This is a genomic window from Amycolatopsis sp. NPDC058278 (assembly GCF_042881395.1).
In the GTDB taxonomy this organism is placed as follows: Bacteria; Actinomycetota; Actinomycetes; order Mycobacteriales; family Pseudonocardiaceae; genus Amycolatopsis.
In genome coordinates, this window is record NZ_JBHVXZ010000010.1 from 72,449 (window position 1) to 89,796 (window position 17,348).

A 17,348-nucleotide genomic window follows, 5' to 3' on the forward strand; every position below is an offset into this window, starting at 1 on the left:
CGGCCCTCCGTTCGGCACGACACAGCTTCTATGACACAGCGTAGTAGACAGGTCCCGGCCGCTGTAGTACTACTTCGTGTAGTACTACAAACTGTAGCGGAGGAGGGCTGCGATGCGACGGCCGCTGGTCGTGCTGACCCTGGTGGCGGGCTGTCTTCACGGCTGGGGGCTGTTCCGGGGCGGGACGCATTACTACTACAGCGCGGCGGTGCGCGGCATGAGCACGAGCTGGTCCGCGTTCGTCTTCGGCGCCGTCGATCCGGCGGCGAGCATGACCGTGGACAAGCTGCCGGGCGGCCTGTGGATCCAGGCGTTGTTCGTGCGGGTGTTCGGGTTCCACTCCTGGGTCCTGCTGCTGCCGGGCGCGCTCGCCGCGACGGCCACCGTGCCGCTGCTGTTCGCGGCGGTCCGCCGCTGGGCCGGGACCCGCGCCGGGCTGATCGCCGCGGCCGTGCTCCTGGCATCGCCGGTGGCGTTCGCGACGGCGCGGGTCAACCTCGTCGACCCGCAGCTCGTGCTGTGCCTGGTCGCGGCCGCCTACGCGCTGACCCGCGCCCTCGAAGACGTCCGGTGGCCCTGGGTGGTCGCCGCCGGAGCCCTGGTCGGCGTGGGGTTCCAGATCAAAATGGCCGAAGCCTGGATCGTCCTGCCGGCCCTGATCGCGGCTTGCTCGGTGGGTCCTGGACCACGGCTGCGGCGCGCGGTGGCGCTGAGCGGGACGGCGCTCGTGGTGTCGCTGGTCTGGCTTGTGGCGGTCGGCTTCGTGCCCCGCGGCGAACGCCCGCACGTCGACGGCAGCCGGGGCGACTCGTGGTGGGAAATGGTCTTCGGCTACAACGGCCTCGGCCGGAGCCTGGCCGGTGGCGGTTCGCCGTTGTCGTCGACTGCGGCGCCCTACGGCGGCCCGCCCGGGCCGCTGCGGCTGCTGGACGACCAGCTCGGCGGGCAGATCGGCTGGCTGCTTCCGCTGGCGCTGGTGCTGCTGGCCGCCGCCTGGTGGCCGCACCGCCGCGATCCTCTGTGGACCCTCTGGGGCGGCTGGCTGCTGACGGGCGCGCTGGTGCTGAGCTTCCTGCCGGGCATCCACCCGTACTACGCGACGCTGCTCGCGCCGGCCTTGGCCGCGGTCGTCGGTGCCGGTGTCCCGGTGGCCTGGTCGTGGTGGCGGGACCGCAGCGGCCTCCGGTGGGTGCTGCCGATCGGCGGGGTGCTTTCCGTCGTGGGCGCCGCCGTGGTCATGACCCGCGCGGGCGGACCGGGCTGGCTGGTGGCGGTCGCGTCCGTCGTCGTCCTCGGGATGGCGCTGCGCGGGCCTCGTCGTGCGGTCGCCGCGCTGGGTGCGGTGGTGCTGCTGGCGGCGCCGGTCGCCTGGATCGCGATCACCCCGGCCGTGGCCGCGAACTCGATGCACACCGCCAACCCGGTCGCCGGACCGCAGACGGCCGTCGCGGTCTTCGGGGTCGCGGATCCTCGCGTCACCCTGGCCCGCATCCTCGGCGTACCGCCGACCGGGCCGGTCCCCGCCATCGACGCGCCCCTGCCCGGCTCCGCCGTCGACCCGGCCCTGCTCCAGTACCTGCGAGCCAGGCGGGCGGGGGAGCGGTTCCTGTTCGCGACCGGGGACGCGAGCACCGCGTCGCCCTACCTCGCCGCCGGGTACAGCGTGCTCCCGATGGGTGGGTTCACCGGCTTCTCGCCCTATCCCGAGCCGGCCGAACTCGCCGGCCTGATCCGTGGCGGACAGCTGCGGTTCCTGTACCTGACCGCGGTGCCCGGGCTGCCGGGGGTGCTCGGGGAGCGCGCGGAGTGGGCCCGAAGCCACTGCGCGCCGGTGCCGCTCCGGACGCCGAGCGGCATGACGCTGTTCGACTGTGCGGCGGTCTAGCGGGTGCTGTTGTCGCCGCCGCTGAGACGCAGGTCTCTTGATACGGGTACCCCCTAGGGGTACCTTGAAGGCGGAAGGCGGCGACGTCGCACCCCGAAGGTCGCCGGTTGAACCGGCGACCCGAAACCGAGGAAACTGCCATGAACACCACCGCACGGCTGGCCGTGTTCGGCGGAGCGCTCGCCCTGCTCGCGGCCGGTGGATTCATCGTCGGGAAGACGGCCGGCCCGGTCTCGGCCGCGCCCGGCGAAGCCGGTCACAGCGAGCCCCACGAGGGCGCCATGCCGAACCACGTGGAGACGGCGGCCGCGGACGCTCTGCCGGGCGGGCTCGCCTCCAGCAAGGACGGCTACACCTTCACCCTCGCCGACCCGGCCCTGCAGGCCGGGCGATTTTCGTTCACGATCAGCGGCCCGGACGGCAAGCCCGTCACGGCCTACGACGTCGAGCACGAGAAGGAACTGCACCTCATCGTGGTCCGCCGGGACACCGCCGGGTTCCGGCACGTCCACCCGGAACTGGCGCCGGACGGCACCTGGAGCGTCCCGCTGACCCTGCCCGCCGCGGGCTCGTACCGGGCGTTCGCCGACTTCGCGCCCACCGGTGGGAAACCGATGACCCTGGGCGCCGACCTCTCGGTCGCCGGGAACTACCAGCCCGTGACCCACCTGCCCAGCCGTACGGCGCAGGTCGACGGCTACAGCGTCGAGGTCGCCGGCGACCTGACCGCGGGGAAGACCTCGCCGCTGACGCTGAAGGTCAGCCGTGACGGCGTTCCGGTCACCGACCTGCAGCCCTACCTGGGCGCCTACGGGCACCTGGTCGCGCTGCGCGAAGGCGACCTCGCCTATCTGCACGTCCACCCCGAGGGCGAACCCGGCGACGGCGAGACGGCCGCCGGACCGCAGATCGGGTTCGCCGCCGAGGTCCCCGGCGCGGGCACCTACCGGCTGTTCCTCGACTTCAAGCACGGCGGCGTCGTGCGCACCGCCGAGTTCACTTTGAGCACCGGCCACTGACCGCGGAAGGAGAGCCGATCATGACCGAGATCGAACTCGCGATCGGTGGCATGACCTGCGCGTCCTGCGCCAACCGCATCGAGCGCAAGCTCAACAAGCTCGACGGCGTCACCGCTTCGGTCAACTACGCCACCGAGAAAGCCCGCGTGAACGCACCCGGAGGCGTCGACCCGGCCGCGCTGGTGGCCACCGTCGAAGCCGCCGGGTACAGCGCGACACTGCCCCGGCCCGAGAAGCACGAGTCCGAAGTGGACGAGGAAGATCCGGCGCGGCCGTTGCGGCAGCGGCTGATCACCGCTGCGGTGCTCGCGGTGCCGGTGATCCTGCTGGCGATGGTGCCCGCGCTGCAGTTCACGTACTGGCAGTGGATTTCGCTGACGCTGGCCGCGCCGGTCGTGACGTGGGGCGCGTGGCCGTTCCACCGGGCGGCGTGGACGAACCTGCGCCACGGCGCGGCCACGATGGACACGCTCGTGTCGATGGGCGTGCTCGCCGCGTTCGCGTGGTCGTTGTGGGCGTTGCTGTTCGGCACCGCGGGGACGCCGGGGATGGTGCACCCGTTCGAGCTGACGATCGCCCCGTCCGACGGCGCGGGCAACATCTACCTCGAAGTTGCCGCCGGTGTCACGACGTTCATCCTCGCGGGCCGCTACTTCGAGGCGCGGTCCAAGCGCCGCGCCGGGGCGGCGCTGCGGGCGTTGCTGGAGCTGGGCGCGAAGGAAGTCGCCGTGCTGCGGGACGGCGCCGAGGTCCGCATCCCGACGTCGGAGCTGGCGGTGGGGGACCGGTTCGTCGTGCGGCCGGGCGAGAAGATCGCCACCGACGGCGTGGTCGAAGACGGCCGGTCCGCGGTCGACGCGTCGATGCTCACCGGCGAGCCGGTGCCGGTGGAGGTCGGCGAGGGCGACGCCGTGGCCGGGGCGACGGTCAACGCCGGCGGCCGGCTGGTCGTGCGGGCCACCCGCGTCGGCGCGGACACGCAGCTGGCGCAGATGGCGAAGCTGGTCGAGGACGCCCAAAGCGGCAAGGCCGAGGTCCAGCGGCTGGCCGACCGGGTGTCCGGGGTGTTCGTGCCGATCGTCATCGGCCTGGCGGCCGCGACGCTCGGGTTCTGGCTCGGCACCGAGGCCGGCCCGGCGGCGGCGTTCACCGCGGCGGTCGCGGTGCTGATCATCGCCTGCCCGTGCGCGCTGGGCCTGGCCACGCCGACGGCGCTGCTCGTCGGGACCGGCCGCGGTGCCCAGCTGGGTGTGCTGATCAAGGGCCCGGAGGTGCTGGAGTCGACCCGCCGCGTCGACACCGTCGTGCTCGACAAGACCGGCACGGTCACCGCCGGCCGGATGACGCTCACCGGCGTGCACACCGCCGAGGGCGTCGACGAGGCCGAGCTGCTGCGGCTGGCCGGTGCCGTGGAGGACGCGTCGGAACACCCGATCGCCACGGCCATCGCCCGCGGCGCCCGGGAGCGCGTCGGTGACCTGCCCGCGGTCGAGGACTTCGCGAACGTCGAAGGACTCGGCGTGCAGGGCGTCGTCGACGGCCACGCGGTCCTGGTCGGCCGCACGGCGTTGCTCGAGGACTGGAGCCGGCCGCTGCCGGACGACCTCGCGGCGGTGAAGGCGGCGGCCGAGGAGCGCGGGCAGACCGCGGTCGGGGTGGCGTGGGACGGCGCGGCCCGTGGCGTCCTGGTGGTCGCCGACACGGTCAAGCCGACCTCGGCCGAGGCGATCGTCCAGCTGCGTGAGCTGGGCCTGACCCCGGTGCTGCTGACCGGGGACAACAAGGCGGCCGCGCGGGCGGTGGCGGCGGAGGTCGGGATCGACGAGGTGATCGCCGAGGTGCTGCCCGCGGACAAGCTCGACGTCGTCAAGCGGCTGCAGGACGAGGGCAAGGTCGTCGCGATGGTCGGCGACGGCGTCAACGACGCGCCGGCACTGGCCCAGGCCGATCTGGGGCTGGCGATGGGCACGGGCACGGACGTCGCGATCGAGGCGAGCGACATCACCCTGGTCCGCGGCGACCTGCGCGCGGTGGCCGACGCCATCCGGCTGTCGCGGCGGACGCTGCGCACGATCAAGGGCAACCTGTGCTGGGCGTTCGCGTACAACCTGGCGGCACTGCCCCTGGCCGCGGCGGGGTTGCTGAACCCGATGATCGCGGGCGCGGCGATGGCGTTCAGCTCGGTGTTCGTGGTCGGCAACAGCCTGCGCCTGCGCGGCTTCACCGCCCGCTCGGCGGGGGGACCCAGCCGGTCCTGACAGCCCTGCTCCGCGGAGATCTCAGGTAAGGGCCCGGCACTCGCCGGGGCGGTGGCGCACCGCCCCGGCGAGCCGTGATCAGCTCGGCCTGAGCAGGCCCCGCATCTCGGTGATTTCCGCCTGCTGGGCGTCGATGATCTTCCGGGCCAGCGCCTTCGCGTCGGCGTTGCCGCCCTTGGACAGCTCGGTCCTGGCCAGGTCGACCGCGCCCTGGTGGTGCTCGATCATCATGTCCAGCCACATCTTGTCGAACTCCGCGCCCTTGGCGGCTTCGAGCTTCTTCATGTCGTCGTCGGACATCATGCCGGGCATGCCCGGCATGCCGGCGCCCCAGCTCGTCAGCCAGCCGTGCATCTGCTGGATCTCCGGGTCCTGCGCCTTCGCGATGCGGCTCGCGAGGTCGGCCACCTTCGGATTGGTGCTCCGCGACGGAACCAGCCTCGCCATCTCCAGCGCCTGGCTGTGGTGCGGAACCATCTGCTGGGCGAAGGTCACGTCGTCGGCGTTGTGGTCGGCCGCCGCTTGCGCGGAGGAAGACGGCGCGCTCGGGTCCATCCCGGACATCGAGTCGTTGCTGCTGCAGGCGCCGAGAAGCACGGCGGAGGCGACGGCGATGCCGCCGATGAGAACGGTTTTGCGCATGACGAATCCTTCTCTGTGTTGCCGGGGTGATTTCGACGGGGCCGGTTACCGGGCCGGGTCGATCACGTGCGCAAGACACAAAGGGACGTCAGGATTTCGCGGCCGCCTCGGTCGGGCGGACGTCCGCGGCGCGCCACGCCACGAAGGCCGGCGAATCGGGAAAAGGTGGTGTTCAGCCACGAAATTCCCAGGAATGCGAGCAGGAGGGCCCCGGCCGCGTACAGCACGGCCATGCACAGGTGGAGCAGGTCGTGCAGGCCGTCCGGCATGCAGGGATCGTGGTCCCCGGATTCCGGTGCGCAGTCGGCCATCCCCGGCCCGAAGCCGGACGCGACGTGCGCGGTGGCGGTCGAAGGGGCGTCGCTCATGCCGTGGGACAGGCTGACGTGGTGCATCGCGAGGACGCACACGGCGAGGGCGCACAGCAGGACGACCTGCTGCACCTTGCCCAGCCGGGTCGCCGTCACCGTTTCACCGTAGCAATCCACTACCGAGGACGATCGATCCCGCTCGGTCAGCGGAGGGCGGCCGGCGTCGCGGGGATCGCCGCCAGGGCCGAGCCGAGCCGGTGGCCGACCGCCAGTCCCACCTGGTCCCGCAGCTCGGCCAGCTTCTCGACGTCGATTCCCGTCGCGATGCCTTCGCCGTGGAAGAAATCGACCAGGTCGTCGGTGGCGACGTTCCCCGAGGCGCCCGGGGCGAACGGGCAGCCGCCGAGGCCGCCCAGTGCGGAGTCGAACCGGCGGATGCCCAGCGAGAGCCCTTCCCACGCGTTCGCCGCCGCGCGGCCGTAGGTGTTGTGCAGGTGCAGGCCGAGCGGGACGTCCGGCAGTTCGTCGCGCACCGCGTGCACCGTCGCGCGGAGCCGCCCCGGCCGGGCCGCGCCGATCGTGTCGGCGAGGTGGACGACCCGCGCGCCCAGCTCGCCCAGGCGCGCGGCCACGTCGGCCGTCCGGCCGGGGTCGGTGTCGCCGTCGAACGGGCAGACGAACGCCGTCGCGATGGCCGCCTCGATCGCGACCCCCGCCGAGGTGAGCAGGGCGGCGCAGCCGGCCAGCCGGTCGAGCGCCGCGGCCGTCGGCACGCCGGCGTTGGCCGTGCTGTGCCCGTCGCTGGCCGACACCACCAGGCGCACCGACTTCGCGCCGGCGTCGATCGCCTGCTGCGCCCCGCGTTCGGTGAACACCAGGGTGTGCAGGCTCGCCGGGACGTCGGGAAGCAGTGTCCGCAGCACTTCGCCGGTGTCGGCCATCTGCGGCACCCGGCGGGCGGAGACGAACGAGCCGACTTCCAGCGAGCGCAGGCCCGCGTCGATCAGGCCGCGGGCGAGCCGGACCTTCTCGTGCGACGGCACGGCGATGGGCTCGTCCTGCAGGCCGTCACGCAGCACGACCTCGGTGATGAGGACTTCGGTCATGGTCAGATCACTCCGTTCTCGCGCAGACGGGCGACCGCCTCGCCGGTGACGCCGAGCTCGGCGAGCACGGCTTCGGTGTGTTCGCCCAGTTCCGGCCCGAGCGCGCGGGTGCGGCCGGGACGTTCGGTCAGGGTCGGCACGATGCCGGGGAAGGTGATTTCGGTGTCGTGGCCGCGCACCCGGTGCCGCTCGTGCATGCCGCGAGCGGCGAAGTGCGGGTCCTCGGCGATGTCGGCCGCGGTGAGGATCGGCCCGCTGGGCACGGCGGCGGCCAGCAGTGCGGCTTCGGCGGCTTCCTGGGACAGCGTCGCCGCCCACGCGCCGATCGCGTCGTCGAGCAGCCCGGCGTGCGCCACCCGGCCGGCGTTGTCCGCGAAGCGGGGGTCGCCGGCGAGGTCGGCGCGGCCGATGGCGTGCATCAGCCGCCGGAAGATCGCGTCGCCGTTGCCGCTGATCACGATGTACTTGCCGTCGGCGCAGCGGTAGGTGTTGGACGGCGCCACCCCGGGCAGTGCGGAGCCGGCCGGGCCGCGCACGACGCCGAAGGCTTCGAAGTCCGGGATCAGCGACTCCATCAGCGAATAGACGGCCTCGTACAGCGCGACGTCGACCACCTCACCCGGGTTCGCGCCCGGCTCGCGGTCGCGCCGGAGCAGGCCCATCAGCGCGCCGATCACCGCGTAGAGCCCGGCTACGGAGTCGGCGAGGCTGACTCCGGCACGCGTGGGGGCCTGACCCGGGTAGCCGGTGAGCGCGCGCAGGCCGCCGATCGCTTCGGCGACGCCGCCGAAACCGGGCCGGTCGCGGTAGGGGCCGGTCTGGCCGTACCCGGAGACGCGGACGACGACCAGCCGGGGGTTGAGCGCGCGGAGCTCGCCGGGGCCGAGGCCCCAGCGTTCGAGGGTGCCGGGCCGGAAGTTCTCCAGGAGGACGTCGCTGCGGGTGGCCAGCGCGCGGACGATTTCCTGGCCTTCGGGGCGGCGCAGGTCGACGGTCACCGAGCGCTTGTTGCGGCCGAGGGTGCGGAACAGCAGCGACGTGTCACCGGCGTGCAGCCGCCAGCGCCGCAGCTCGTCGCCGATACCCGGGCGCTCGACCTTGACGACGTCGGCACCGAAGTCGGCCAGCAGGCGGCCGGCGGTGGGCGCGGCGATGAAGTTCCCCAGTTCGACCACCCGGATGCCGGCCAGCGGCCCGGTTTGCTCAGTCATGCCCGACTCCCAACCACTATGTGAGTTGCAAACTCAGAATACGGGTGAGTGTCGCCGAGTCAACCGGGAGCAGCGCGGATAGACTGTGCGGCACACCACGGGCACGGGCGGGGCGATGGCAGAGGAAGAACGCAGCGGCACGACGCCGGTGCTCGTCCTGCGCAAGTTCAAGCAGATTCTCGAGTCGTTCACCATCGACCACCCCGAGCTGACGCTGCAGCAGATCACCCGGTCCACCGGGCTGCCGGCGAGCACGTGCCAGCGGCTGGTGCACAACCTGGTGCGCGAAGGCTTCCTCGATCGCTACGACGACACCTACCGGGTCGGCCTCGGCCTGGTCCGCTGGGCGGCGCCGGGCACGTTCGGCCTCGACCTGGTCCGGCTGACCCGGCCGGTCCTGCAGCAGCTGCGCGACGAAACCGGCGAGACGGCCTGCCTGTACGTCCGCGACGGCGCGTACCGGACGGTGATCTCCCTGGCCGAATCCCGCCATGCCGTGGTCCGGCTGTTCGTCGTCGGCATGGTGATGCCCCTGCACGCGGGATCGGCCGGGAAGGTGTTCCTGGCCTGGGACAAGCTCGCGATCAAGGACGCCATCGGGCACGGCCTCGCGCGCTTCACCCCGCGCACGGTCGTCGACCTCGAGCTGCTCACCGAGCAGCTCGGGCAGATCCGCGAGGCCGGCTACGCCGCGAGTTTCGAGGAACGCGACCTGGGGGCGGCCTCGCTCAGCGCTCCGGTGTTCGGGCTGAACGGCGAGGTCGGCGCGGCGATCGGGATCGGCGCACCGACGCAGCGGATGACCCCGGCGGACGTGCCGCGGCTGGCGCCGATCGTCGTGGAAGCCGGGCGGCGGGCCTCGGAGCGGCTCGGGTACCGGCCGGGTGTCGAGCAGGTCGCCGGTCTCTGACCGCCCGGGCGCGCCGGCGTGCCCGATTCGTGCCGGACTGTGCCCGGTTGCCCCTCAACCAAGGCGGCTCGTATCCCGCATGTCCTTGACTCTGCCTGCTGTCCGTCACATTATGGGTTGGCCAATCACATGGTGGAGAAGTCAAAGGAGACGACGGATGGCGAACACCGACGACGCCACCGCGCCGGGCACCGGCACGATCGCGAGCCGGCTCGACCGGCTGCCCATCACCCGCACGCACCGGCGGGCCACCGTCGCCGTCGGGCTCGGGCTGTTCTTCGACTTCTACGAGATCTTCCTGACCGGCGTCCTCAGCTCGGTGCTCGTCGAGGAGTTCGAGCTCACCAAGGCGGAGCTGCCGCCGCTGCTCGCGTCGACCTTCGTCGGCATGTTCTTCGGCGCCCTGCTGCTCGGCCGGCTCGCCGACCGGTTCGGCCGCCGCGGCGCGTTCCTGCTCAACCTCGGGCTCTACTCGCTCTTCTCGCTGCTCGGCGCGTTCAGCGGCAGCGCACTGATGCTGCTGGTGACGCGGTTCTTCGCGGGCATCGGCCTGGGCGCGGAACCCCCGCTGGCCGACACCTACCTCACCGACCTGCTGCCGGCCCGCAAGCGCGGCCGGTTCATCGCCTGGGCCTACACCCTCGCGTTCTGCGGCTTCCCCGTCGTCGGCTTCCTCGCCCGCGGGCTGACCGAGCACGAGATCCTCGGGATCGCCGGCTGGCGCTGGCTGTTCGTGATCGGTGCGCTCGGCGCCGGCGCGGTGTTCCTGCTGCGGCGCGGCCTGCCCGAGTCACCGCGGTGGCTGGAGTCCGTCGGCCGCGCCGAAGAGGCCGAGCACCTCGTGGCCGGCATGGAAGCCGAGGCCCGCGGCGCCGCCCACGACACCCCCGCCCCGCTGCGCGGGGTGACCCGCAAGCGCGCCGCCGCACCGGTGCGCGAGCTGTTCGGCGCCGGGCAGCGGCGCCGGACGTGGATGATGGTCGTCTTCCACATCCTGCAGACCCTCGGGTACTACGGCTTCGGCACGCTCGTGCCCCTGGTGCTGGCCGCCAAGGGGTACGCCCTCTCGCAGTCGCTGCTGTTCGCCGCGCTGACCTACCTCGGCTACCCGGTCGGCTCGGCGTTGTCGCTGCCGATCGTGGAACGCCTCGAGCGGAAGTACCTGGTGGTCGGCTCGGTGCTGGCGATGGCGGTGTTCGGCATCGCGTTCGGCCTCGCGGGCTCGATGGCGCTGATCCTCCTGTTCGGCTTCCTCTACACCGCGACCAGCAACCTGTTCTCGAACGCCTTCCACATCTACCAGGCCGAGATCTTCCCGACGGCGCTGCGCTCGACGGCGGCGAGCGGCACCTACTCGCTGTCGCGGCTGGCCAGCGGCGCGATGCCGTTCGTGCTGGTGCCGCTGCTGAACTCGCACGGCCCGACGGCGCTGTTCCTGGTCGTCGCGGGCGCGCTGGTGGTGGTCGCGGTGGACATCGCGGTCCTCGGCCCGCGCACCACCGGCCGCCGCCTGGAGAGCGTGAACGACGCCGTCATGGCGCCGCCGCAGCCCCTCCGATGACGGCCGGTCCGGCTCACAACAGCTTGTCGAGGGTGATGGGCAGGTCGTGGATCCGCTTGCCGGTCGCGTGGTGGACCGCGTTCGCGATCGCGCCCGCGACCCCCGTGATGCCCACTTCGCCCACGCCGATCAGGCCGAGCGGCATCGTCGGGTCCGGGTCGTCGAGGTAGCTGACGTCGATCGGCGGGATGTCGGCGTGCACCGGGACGTGGTACTCGGCGAGGCTCGGGTTCATGATCCGTCCCGTGCGGGGGTCGACCAGGGTCTCTTCGGCCAGCGCCATGCCGATGCCCATCACGATCCCGCCGCGCAGCTGGCTCGACGCGGTCTTCGCGTTGATCACCCGGCCGACGTCGAACACCCCGACCCAGCGGGCCACCCGCACCTCGCCGGTGTCCGGATCGACGCGGACCTCGCAGAACTGGGCCCCGCAGGCGGCCTTCATCCAGCGCCGCTGGTCGCGCAGGAACTTCGCCATGAACTTCAGCTGCCCGGCCACCCGGCCGAACCGGGTGTCCGAGCCGACGGCGGCTTCGACCGACGGCACGCCGGCCTTGGCCAGGATCGCGGCGGGGCTTTCCCCGGCCGCGCCCGCGCGTTTCGCCAGCGTGTCCAGCTCCCGCTTCAGTTTCTCGCACGCGGCCAGCAGGCTGTTGGCGATGCTCGCCGTCTGCATGGACCCCCCGGCGCCCGGGCTCACCGGCAGCGTGGAGTCGCCGTACTCGACCCGCACCGCTTCGAACGGCACCCCGAGCGCGTCGGCGGCGATCTGCGCCTGCGCCGTCGCGCCGCCCATGCCCATCTCGTGGAAGCCGCACCGCACCAGGACGGTGCCGTCGACGGAAAGCCGGACCGTGACGCTGGCGGCGAACTGCCAGGCCGGGTGGTACGCCGACGCGACACCCATCCCGACCAGCCACCGCCCGTCGCGCATCGACCCCGGTTCCGGTGTCCGGTCGGCCCAGCCGAACCGCTCGGCGCCCCGCGCGTAGGCCTCGCGCAGCATCCGGTGCGCGAACTTCTTGCCGTCGATGGGGTTGGTCGCCGGCTCGTTCCGCATCCGCAGCTCGATCGGGTCGATCCCGAGCCGGTGGGCGAGCTCGTCGATCGACGCCTCCAGCGCGTAGGTCCCGATCGACTCGCCCGGCGCGCGCATCGAGGTGTTCGAGAGCAGATCCAGCTCGACCAGGTTCTGCTGGACCAGGATGTTTTCGGCGGCGTACAGGTGTTTCGACTGCGACGTCACCTGCTCGGGTCCGCCGCCGACCCGGCCGGTGCGCGTCACGCTGGTGTGGATGAGCGCGGTCAGCCTGCCGTCGGTGCCGGCGCCGAGCGCGACCCGCTGCGTGGACGGCGTGCGCCCGCCGACCGTGCGGTAGACGCCTTCCCGGGTGAGCATCAGCCGGACCGGCCGCCCGGTCGCGCGGGCCGCCAGCGCGGCGAGGATCGTGCCGGGCCAGACCATGACTTTGCCGCCGAAGCCGCCGCCGACGAACGGGGCGATCACCCGCACGTTCGCGGCCGGGACACCGAACCGCAGGGCGAGGTGCGTGCGGAGCCAGTCGATGCTCTGCGTGCCGTCGTGGACGGTCAGCCGGTCGCCGTCCCAGGCCGCGGTGGTCGCGTGCGGCTCGATCGCGTTGTGGTGGTGCGTCGGCGTGGTGAACCGCAGGTCGACCGACACCGGTGCCACGGCGAGTGCGGCCTCGGCGTCGCCCTTCTTCGCTCCGCCGGGCATGATCATGCTGCTCTTCTGCGGCCGGGCGTTCTTCTCCTCGGCGGCGAAGTCCACAGTGGACGCCCACGTCTCGTAGGTCACGGTGACCAGCCCGGCGGCTTCGCGAGCGGCGTCGAGCGTGTCGGCGACGACGACCGCAACCGGCTGGCCGTCCCAGTGCACCTCGTCGGTGTTGAGGTAGTCGACCGAAGTGCCGGAGACCAGCGTGCTCAGGTTCAGCGGGCTCACCTTCGGCGCCGGCTTCAGCGGCGGCGCGTTCAGGTGGGTGAGCACCGCGACGACGCCGGGGACCGCGGCCGCGGCCTCGGTCCCGATCGCGGTGATCCGGCCGCAACTGATCGTCGAGTGCACCAGCGCCGCGTGCGCCAGGTCGGGGAGGTCGTATTCGGCCGAGAAGCGGGCGGCGCCGCTGGTCTTGGCTTTGCCGTCGACCCGGTCGATCGGCTTGCCGACGACGGGGCCGCCGGTCTCGGTGGCGGGCAGGGTCCTGGTCATGCCGCGCTCCCGTCGGTGAGCAGCTGCCGCAGCGTCGCGACGATCGTGCGCTGCGCCAGCTCGATCTTGAAGGTGTTGTCCGGTTGCCCCACCGCGGGTGCCAGCTCGGCCGCGGCCGCCCGGCGGAAGGACTCTTCGGTCGCCGGTGCGCCGAGCAGGATCCGCTCGGCCTCGCGGGCCCGCCACGGTTTCGCGGAGACGCCGCCGAGCGCCAGGCGGACGCCGGTCACGACGCCGTCTTCGGTCTCCAGCGCCGCCGCGACCGAGACCAGGGCGAAGGCGTAGGACGCGCGGTCGCGCACCTTGCGGTAGCGGGAGTGCGCGGCCATCGGCAGGGCAGGCAGCTCGACGGCGGTGATCAGCTCGTCCGCGGCCAGCTCGGTCTCGACCTGCGGAGTGCTGCCGGGCAGGCGGTGGAACTCGGTCAGCGGGAGGCGGCGGGTGCCGCGCGTGCTCTCCACTTCGACGACGGCGTCGAGCGCGGCCAGTGCGACGCCCATGTCGGAAGGGTGCGTGGCGATGCAGTGGTCGCTGACCCCGAGGACGCCGGCGTTCCGGGCGAAGCCGCCGATCGCGGCGCAGCCGCTGCCCGGGGTGCGCTTGTTGCACGCGGCCGCCCCGTCGTAGAAGTACAGGCACCGGGTGCGCTGCAGCAGGTTGCCGCCGACGGTCGCCATGTTCCGCAGCTGCGCCGAAGCGCCGTTGAGGACGGCCTGGGCCAGTACCGGGTAGCGGGTCCGGACCAGCGGGTGGGCCGCGAGCCCGCTGTTGCGGACGAGCGCGCCGATCCGCAGGCCGCCGCCGGGCAGCTCCTCGATCCCGGTCAGCGGCAGCCGGGTGATGTCGACGACCACGTCCGGCTGCTCGATGTCCTCCCGCATCAGGTCGACGAGGTTCGTCCCGCCGCCGAGGAACTTCGCGTTCGGCTCGGTGGCGATCGCGCGGACCGCCGTCTCGACGTCCGGGGCGCTCAGGTAGCCGAACGACCTCATCTCGCGACCTCCTGGATGGCGTGGACGATCCCGTTGTAGGCGCCGCAGCGGCACAGGTTGCCGCTCATGCGCTCACGGATCTCCGCGTCCGTCAGCTCGCCGGCGGGGCCGGCGAGGTGTTCGGTGACCGCGCTCGGCGCGCCGTCGGCGTGCTCGGCCAGCATCCCGATCGCCGAGCAGATCTGGCCGGAGGTGCAGTAACCGCACTGGAAGCCGTCGTTGCGGACGAAAGCCCGCTGCAGCGGGTCGTCGACGCCCTCGATGGTGGTGATTTCCCGGTCGGTGTACTGCACGGCCAGCGCGAGGCAGGAGTTGATCCGCTCGCCGTCGGCGAGCACTGTGCACGCGCCGCAGGCGCCCTGGTCGCAGCCCTTCTTGGTGCCGGTCAGCCCCAGCCGCTCGCGCAGCGCGTCCAGCAGGCTGACCTGGGGTGGGAGATCGAGCAGCTCCTCGACCCCGTTGACCCGCAACCGCACCTCGACCACGTCGTTCCCCCTTCGCTGGTGCCCGCCAAAATAACAGAACGTCGTACTCTTAACAAGAGGACGTTGTTCTGTTAAGTGGACCGTATGATGGCTGAGAAATGTCTCAGTCGATGTTCATGCGGGCCAGGAGGCCGGAGCAGAAGCAGCAGCGGCGCGCGGCCATCCTCGCGGCGGCCCGCGAGCTCGCCCTCGAATCCGGCGTGCGCAACGTGAGCTTGAGCAGCGTGGCCACGGCCGTGGGGCTGGCCAAGTCCAACGTCACCCGCTACTTCGGTACCCGCGAGGAGATCTATCTGGAGCTCGCGGCCGGATGCTGGCGCGACTGGGCGGACGAGGTCGTCCGCCGGCTCGCGGCCGGGGACGACGTCGTCGACGTGCTGGCCGAAACCCTCGCCGAACGGACCTTGTTCTGCGACCTGCTGGGCCACGCGGCGACGTCGCTGGAGCACAACGTCTCGGTCCCGGCGGCCCGCGACTTCAAGCGGGCGGTGCTGGGCGTCGTCGCCGAACTCGGCGCGGCGGTCGCCCAGGCGCGCCCGGACCTGACCGAGGGTGAAGGATTCGAGCTGGTCGCGGCGGCCAGCGGACTCGCGGGCATGCTGTACCCGGCCGCCAACCCGCCGCCGACGCTGCTCGAGGTCTACGCCCAGAACCCCGACCTGGCCGCGGCGTGCGTGCCGTTCGCCCCGACCCTGAAGCGGGCCCTTGCCGCCTTGGCCGCCGGATTGCCGACGCTGCGCTGACGGACCACCACGGTGGCCCGGCCGGGTTCGCCGGCTCGTCCGCGTGCGCGAAGGCTCTCATCCGGCCGGAGTGCGCCGCCGTGCCGGTGCGGCCAGCAGGACGGTGATGCCGTCGACCAGGATTTCGCCGGTCTCGGCCCAGCCCGGGATGCCGGAACGGTTCCCGGCTTCGGCCAGTTCGGCTTCTCGTTCGGCGCAGGTGTGGACGATCGCGTGCCGGGCCATCGCCGACCGGGTGAGGATGGCGGGGGCCGGACGCATCGCCGGCGTGGGCGGCCACGGCCCGCAGTGCCCGCTGCATGACGGGAGTCGACGTCGTGACCGACGGCGCCGGCGCGCGCAGGGCCGGGTCGCTGACGACGTGGGCGGCGAAGCGGGCGTAGTAGCTGGGCACGCCCAGCTCCGCGAGGTGCCGGGTCGTGGGCAGCACCAGCGCGGCCACGTGGTCGCGCAGCCGCGTCGAGCCCTCGGCCGCGTCCACCATCGCGGCGCGGATGCGGTCCATCGCCTCGCCGTGCTCGCGCAGCACGGCGAGGATCACCTCTTCCATCGTGCCGACGTGGTAGGCGACCGCGGAGTTGTTGGCCTGCCCGGCTTCCTGCCCGAGCCGCCGGCTCGACACCTGGGCGACGCCGTCCTCGGCGATCAGCCGCTCCGCCGTCGCCAGCAGCCGGGCCCGGGTCGCCGCCGACCTCCCGCCGGGCTGTGGTCGCGGCACGGTCACCACCGCACCGGTACCCGGTCGATCCCGCCGACGATCAGTCCCTGCCGGGCGCGCAGGTCCGCGGCGTCCCCGACGAGCTCCAGGGTGGGGAGGCGGCGCAGCAGCACCTCGAGCACGGTCTGCAGCTCGACCCGCGCGAGCTGCTGGCCCACGCACGAATGCGGTCCGGCACCGAAGGCCAGGTGCGGGTTGGGCCGGCGGGCGATGTCCATGTCGCCGGCGCCGTCGAACGCATCGGGGTCGCGGTTGCCGGCGGCCATGCTGCACACCACGGTCGTGCCGCGCGGCAAGGTCGTGCCCCCGACCACGGTCTCTTCCGAGAGGTAGCGCGGCATCCCGAACCCGGGGTTGGCGTCGAACCGCAGCGCCTCTTCGACGGCGGAGGCCACCAGCGACGGGTCGGCGAGCAGGCGTTCCCAGCGGTGCTCGCGGTCCGCCAGCAGCATCGCGACCAGCTTGCCGATCATGGTGGCGGTGGTCTCGTGGCCGGCGATGAGCAGGCCCTGCCCGGTCATGATCAGCTCGGTCGCGCTCATGTCGGCGGCGAGGTCGCTGAGCAGGTCGTCACCGGGCGCGGACCGCTTGGCGGCGACCAGTTCCGTCATGTACCCGAAGAATTCGCGGCCCGGCCGGTCGATTTCGTCCTGGGTGAACCGGGTCATGTTGAGCATGGTGTCGGACCAGCGCGCGAACCGGTCCCGGTCGTCCCGCGGCACCCCGAGCAGGTCGCAGATCACGAACACCGGCAGCGGGAACCCCAGCGCGGGGCCGATGTCGGCGGGCGCGCCGGCCTCGACGCGACCGGTTCCTCCGCCTCCCCGCCGGTCGGTGCCGAGGAGCGGCTGAACACGCCGCCGTCGTCGCTGTCGGAGACCCGGGAGGCGTCGTCGGCATCGAGCTGGCGGGTGAACCGCGGGTCCGACAGCATCGCCCGCACGTCGTCGTAGCGGGTCGGCAGCAGGGCTTCGTCGCCACTGGCCAGTTCGATGCGGGCCACCGGGCACTGCGACCGCAGCCGCGCCCACTCCGGCGGCGGCTCCAGCGCCGTGGGATTCGGAAACGGGTACGGCGGCAGTCCCTCCAGGACCGGCGCCGGGTCATTGCCGCCACTCACGCGCGCTCTGTCGTCGGGCATCACCGCAGCCTAGGTAAGACAGATGACTTAATCAAAGCACCTGTCTTAATCGGCGGGGTTTGCCGACGGTCACCGGTCTTCGATGTCGTACCCGTCACACCTTGACATGAGATGTGTCCGTCATGCGGTTAAA

The 17,348-nt window shown here is 72.5% G+C and carries 15 protein-coding genes and 1 pseudogene; 7 read left to right on the plus strand and 9 right to left on the minus strand.

Annotated elements, in window-relative coordinates:
• The first annotated feature begins 112 nt into the window (after positions 1 to 112).
• From ACFVYA_RS07385 to ACFVYA_RS07395, 3 genes are all read left to right on the plus strand, one after another.
• Entirely contained in the window at positions 113 to 1,885 is a 1,773-nt protein-coding gene (locus ACFVYA_RS07385; RefSeq protein WP_387043372.1) for an ArnT family glycosyltransferase, read from the plus strand.
• Positions 1,886 to 2,025: 140 nt separating this feature from the next.
• Positions 2,026 to 2,904, plus strand: coding sequence for a hypothetical protein (locus ACFVYA_RS07390; RefSeq protein WP_387043373.1), 879 nt, complete (start codon positions 2,026 to 2,028; stop codon positions 2,902 to 2,904).
• Positions 2,905 to 2,924: 20 nt separating this feature from the next.
• Positions 2,925 to 5,162: a heavy metal translocating P-type ATPase gene (locus tag ACFVYA_RS07395; protein ID WP_387043375.1), complete on the plus strand. Its 2,238-nt coding sequence runs from the start codon at positions 2,925 to 2,927 to the stop codon at positions 5,160 to 5,162.
• Between the two features lie 78 nt (positions 5,163 to 5,240).
• Here ACFVYA_RS07395 and ACFVYA_RS07400 read toward each other — a convergent pair whose 3' ends face one another.
• The 4 genes from ACFVYA_RS07400 to ACFVYA_RS07415 all read right to left on the minus strand — a co-directional run bounded on the left by ACFVYA_RS07400 (position 5,241) and on the right by ACFVYA_RS07415 (position 8,432).
• A complete protein-coding gene (locus tag ACFVYA_RS07400) occupies positions 5,241 to 5,804 on the minus strand; it encodes a DUF305 domain-containing protein (RefSeq protein WP_387043377.1) in 564 nt (187 codons plus the stop codon).
• 62 nt (positions 5,805 to 5,866) lie between these two features.
• On the minus strand, positions 5,867 to 6,271 hold the full coding sequence (locus tag ACFVYA_RS07405) for a hypothetical protein (RefSeq protein ID WP_387043379.1): 405 nt from the start codon (positions 6,269 to 6,271) through the stop codon (positions 5,867 to 5,869).
• 47 nt (positions 6,272 to 6,318) lie between these two features.
• Positions 6,319 to 7,221, minus strand: coding sequence for a hydroxymethylglutaryl-CoA lyase (locus ACFVYA_RS07410; RefSeq protein ID WP_387043381.1), 903 nt, complete (start codon positions 7,219 to 7,221; stop codon positions 6,319 to 6,321).
• Positions 7,222 to 7,223: 2 nt separating this feature from the next.
• A complete protein-coding gene (locus tag ACFVYA_RS07415) occupies positions 7,224 to 8,432 on the minus strand; it encodes a CaiB/BaiF CoA transferase family protein (protein ID WP_387043383.1) in 1,209 nt (402 codons plus the stop codon).
• A 115-nt stretch (positions 8,433 to 8,547) separates the two neighbouring features.
• On the opposite strand from ACFVYA_RS07415, the gene ACFVYA_RS07420 reads away from it, so the two are divergent.
• Together ACFVYA_RS07420 and ACFVYA_RS07425 are read left to right on the plus strand one after the other, a co-directional pair.
• Entirely contained in the window at positions 8,548 to 9,342 is a 795-nt protein-coding gene (locus ACFVYA_RS07420; RefSeq protein ID WP_387043385.1) for an IclR family transcriptional regulator, read from the plus strand.
• A 157-nt stretch (positions 9,343 to 9,499) separates the two neighbouring features.
• Positions 9,500 to 10,903 carry an MFS transporter gene (locus tag ACFVYA_RS07425; protein WP_387043387.1) on the plus strand — a complete coding sequence of 468 codons (1,404 nt, stop codon included), beginning with the start codon at positions 9,500 to 9,502 and terminating at the stop codon, positions 10,901 to 10,903.
• Between the two features lie 13 nt (positions 10,904 to 10,916).
• Here ACFVYA_RS07425 and ACFVYA_RS07430 read toward each other — a convergent pair whose 3' ends face one another.
• From ACFVYA_RS07430 to ACFVYA_RS07440, 3 genes are read right to left on the minus strand one after another with little or no spacing between them, the layout of a single operon-like run.
• A complete protein-coding gene (locus tag ACFVYA_RS07430) occupies positions 10,917 to 13,136 on the minus strand; it encodes a xanthine dehydrogenase family protein molybdopterin-binding subunit (RefSeq protein ID WP_387043389.1) in 2,220 nt (739 codons plus the stop codon).
• Positions 13,133 to 14,128, minus strand: a complete 996-nt coding sequence (locus tag ACFVYA_RS07435; protein WP_387043391.1) for an FAD binding domain-containing protein — start codon at positions 14,126 to 14,128, stop codon at positions 13,133 to 13,135. Before ACFVYA_RS07435 ends, ACFVYA_RS07430 begins: the two co-directional genes overlap by 4 nt.
• The gene (locus ACFVYA_RS07440; protein ID WP_387043393.1) at positions 14,125 to 14,613 is read right to left on the minus strand and encodes a 2Fe-2S iron-sulfur cluster-binding protein; all 489 of its coding nucleotides are present in this window, start codon (positions 14,611 to 14,613) and stop codon (positions 14,125 to 14,127) included. Before ACFVYA_RS07440 ends, ACFVYA_RS07435 begins: the two co-directional genes overlap by 4 nt.
• A 98-nt stretch (positions 14,614 to 14,711) precedes the next feature.
• Here ACFVYA_RS07440 and ACFVYA_RS07445 point away from each other — a divergent pair, with 98 nt between their 5' ends.
• A complete protein-coding gene (locus ACFVYA_RS07445) occupies positions 14,712 to 15,356 on the plus strand; it encodes a TetR family transcriptional regulator (RefSeq protein WP_387043395.1) in 645 nt (214 codons plus the stop codon).
• A gap of 57 nt (positions 15,357 to 15,413) precedes the next feature.
• Here ACFVYA_RS07445 and ACFVYA_RS07450 read toward each other — a convergent pair whose 3' ends face one another.
• Positions 15,414 to 15,617: a hypothetical protein gene (locus tag ACFVYA_RS07450; protein WP_387043397.1), complete on the minus strand. Its 204-nt coding sequence runs from the start codon at positions 15,615 to 15,617 to the stop codon at positions 15,414 to 15,416.
• Between the two features lie 158 nt (positions 15,618 to 15,775).
• Between ACFVYA_RS07450 and ACFVYA_RS07455 the strand changes: the two genes are divergently transcribed.
• Positions 15,776 to 15,922 carry a hypothetical protein gene (locus ACFVYA_RS07455; protein WP_387043399.1) on the plus strand — a complete coding sequence of 49 codons (147 nt, stop codon included), beginning with the start codon at positions 15,776 to 15,778 and terminating at the stop codon, positions 15,920 to 15,922.
• Positions 15,923 to 16,076: 154 nt separating this feature from the next.
• Here the strand turns inward: ACFVYA_RS07455 and ACFVYA_RS07460 are convergent.
• Positions 16,077 to 17,215, minus strand: a pseudogene (locus tag ACFVYA_RS07460) (cytochrome P450).
• Between the last annotated feature and the right edge of the window lie 133 nt (positions 17,216 to 17,348).

Bases quoted from the DNA above. Each gene is read 5' to 3' on its own strand.
- ACFVYA_RS07385 (WP_387043372.1), top strand. From the start codon at position 113: ATGCGACGGCCGCTGGTCGTGCTGACCCTGGTGGCGGGCTGTCTTCAC.
- ACFVYA_RS07390 (WP_387043373.1), top strand. From the start codon at position 2,026: ATGAACACCACCGCACGGCTGGCCGTGTTCGGCGGAGCGCTCGCCCTG.
- ACFVYA_RS07395 (WP_387043375.1), top strand. From the start codon at position 2,925: ATGACCGAGATCGAACTCGCGATCGGTGGCATGACCTGCGCGTCCTGC.
- ACFVYA_RS07400 (WP_387043377.1), bottom strand. From the start codon at position 5,804: ATGCGCAAAACCGTTCTCATCGGCGGCATCGCCGTCGCCTCCGCCGTG.
- ACFVYA_RS07410 (WP_387043381.1), bottom strand. From the start codon at position 7,221: ATGACCGAAGTCCTCATCACCGAGGTCGTGCTGCGTGACGGCCTGCAG.
- ACFVYA_RS07415 (WP_387043383.1), bottom strand. From the start codon at position 8,432: ATGACTGAGCAAACCGGGCCGCTGGCCGGCATCCGGGTGGTCGAACTG.
- ACFVYA_RS07420 (WP_387043385.1), top strand. From the start codon at position 8,548: ATGGCAGAGGAAGAACGCAGCGGCACGACGCCGGTGCTCGTCCTGCGC.
- ACFVYA_RS07425 (WP_387043387.1), top strand. From the start codon at position 9,500: ATGGCGAACACCGACGACGCCACCGCGCCGGGCACCGGCACGATCGCG.
- ACFVYA_RS07430 (WP_387043389.1), bottom strand. From the start codon at position 13,136: ATGACCAGGACCCTGCCCGCCACCGAGACCGGCGGCCCCGTCGTCGGC.
- ACFVYA_RS07435 (WP_387043391.1), bottom strand. From the start codon at position 14,128: ATGAGGTCGTTCGGCTACCTGAGCGCCCCGGACGTCGAGACGGCGGTC.
- ACFVYA_RS07445 (WP_387043395.1), top strand. From the start codon at position 14,712: ATGTCTCAGTCGATGTTCATGCGGGCCAGGAGGCCGGAGCAGAAGCAG.
- ACFVYA_RS07450 (WP_387043397.1), bottom strand. From the start codon at position 15,617: ATGCGTCCGGCCCCCGCCATCCTCACCCGGTCGGCGATGGCCCGGCAC.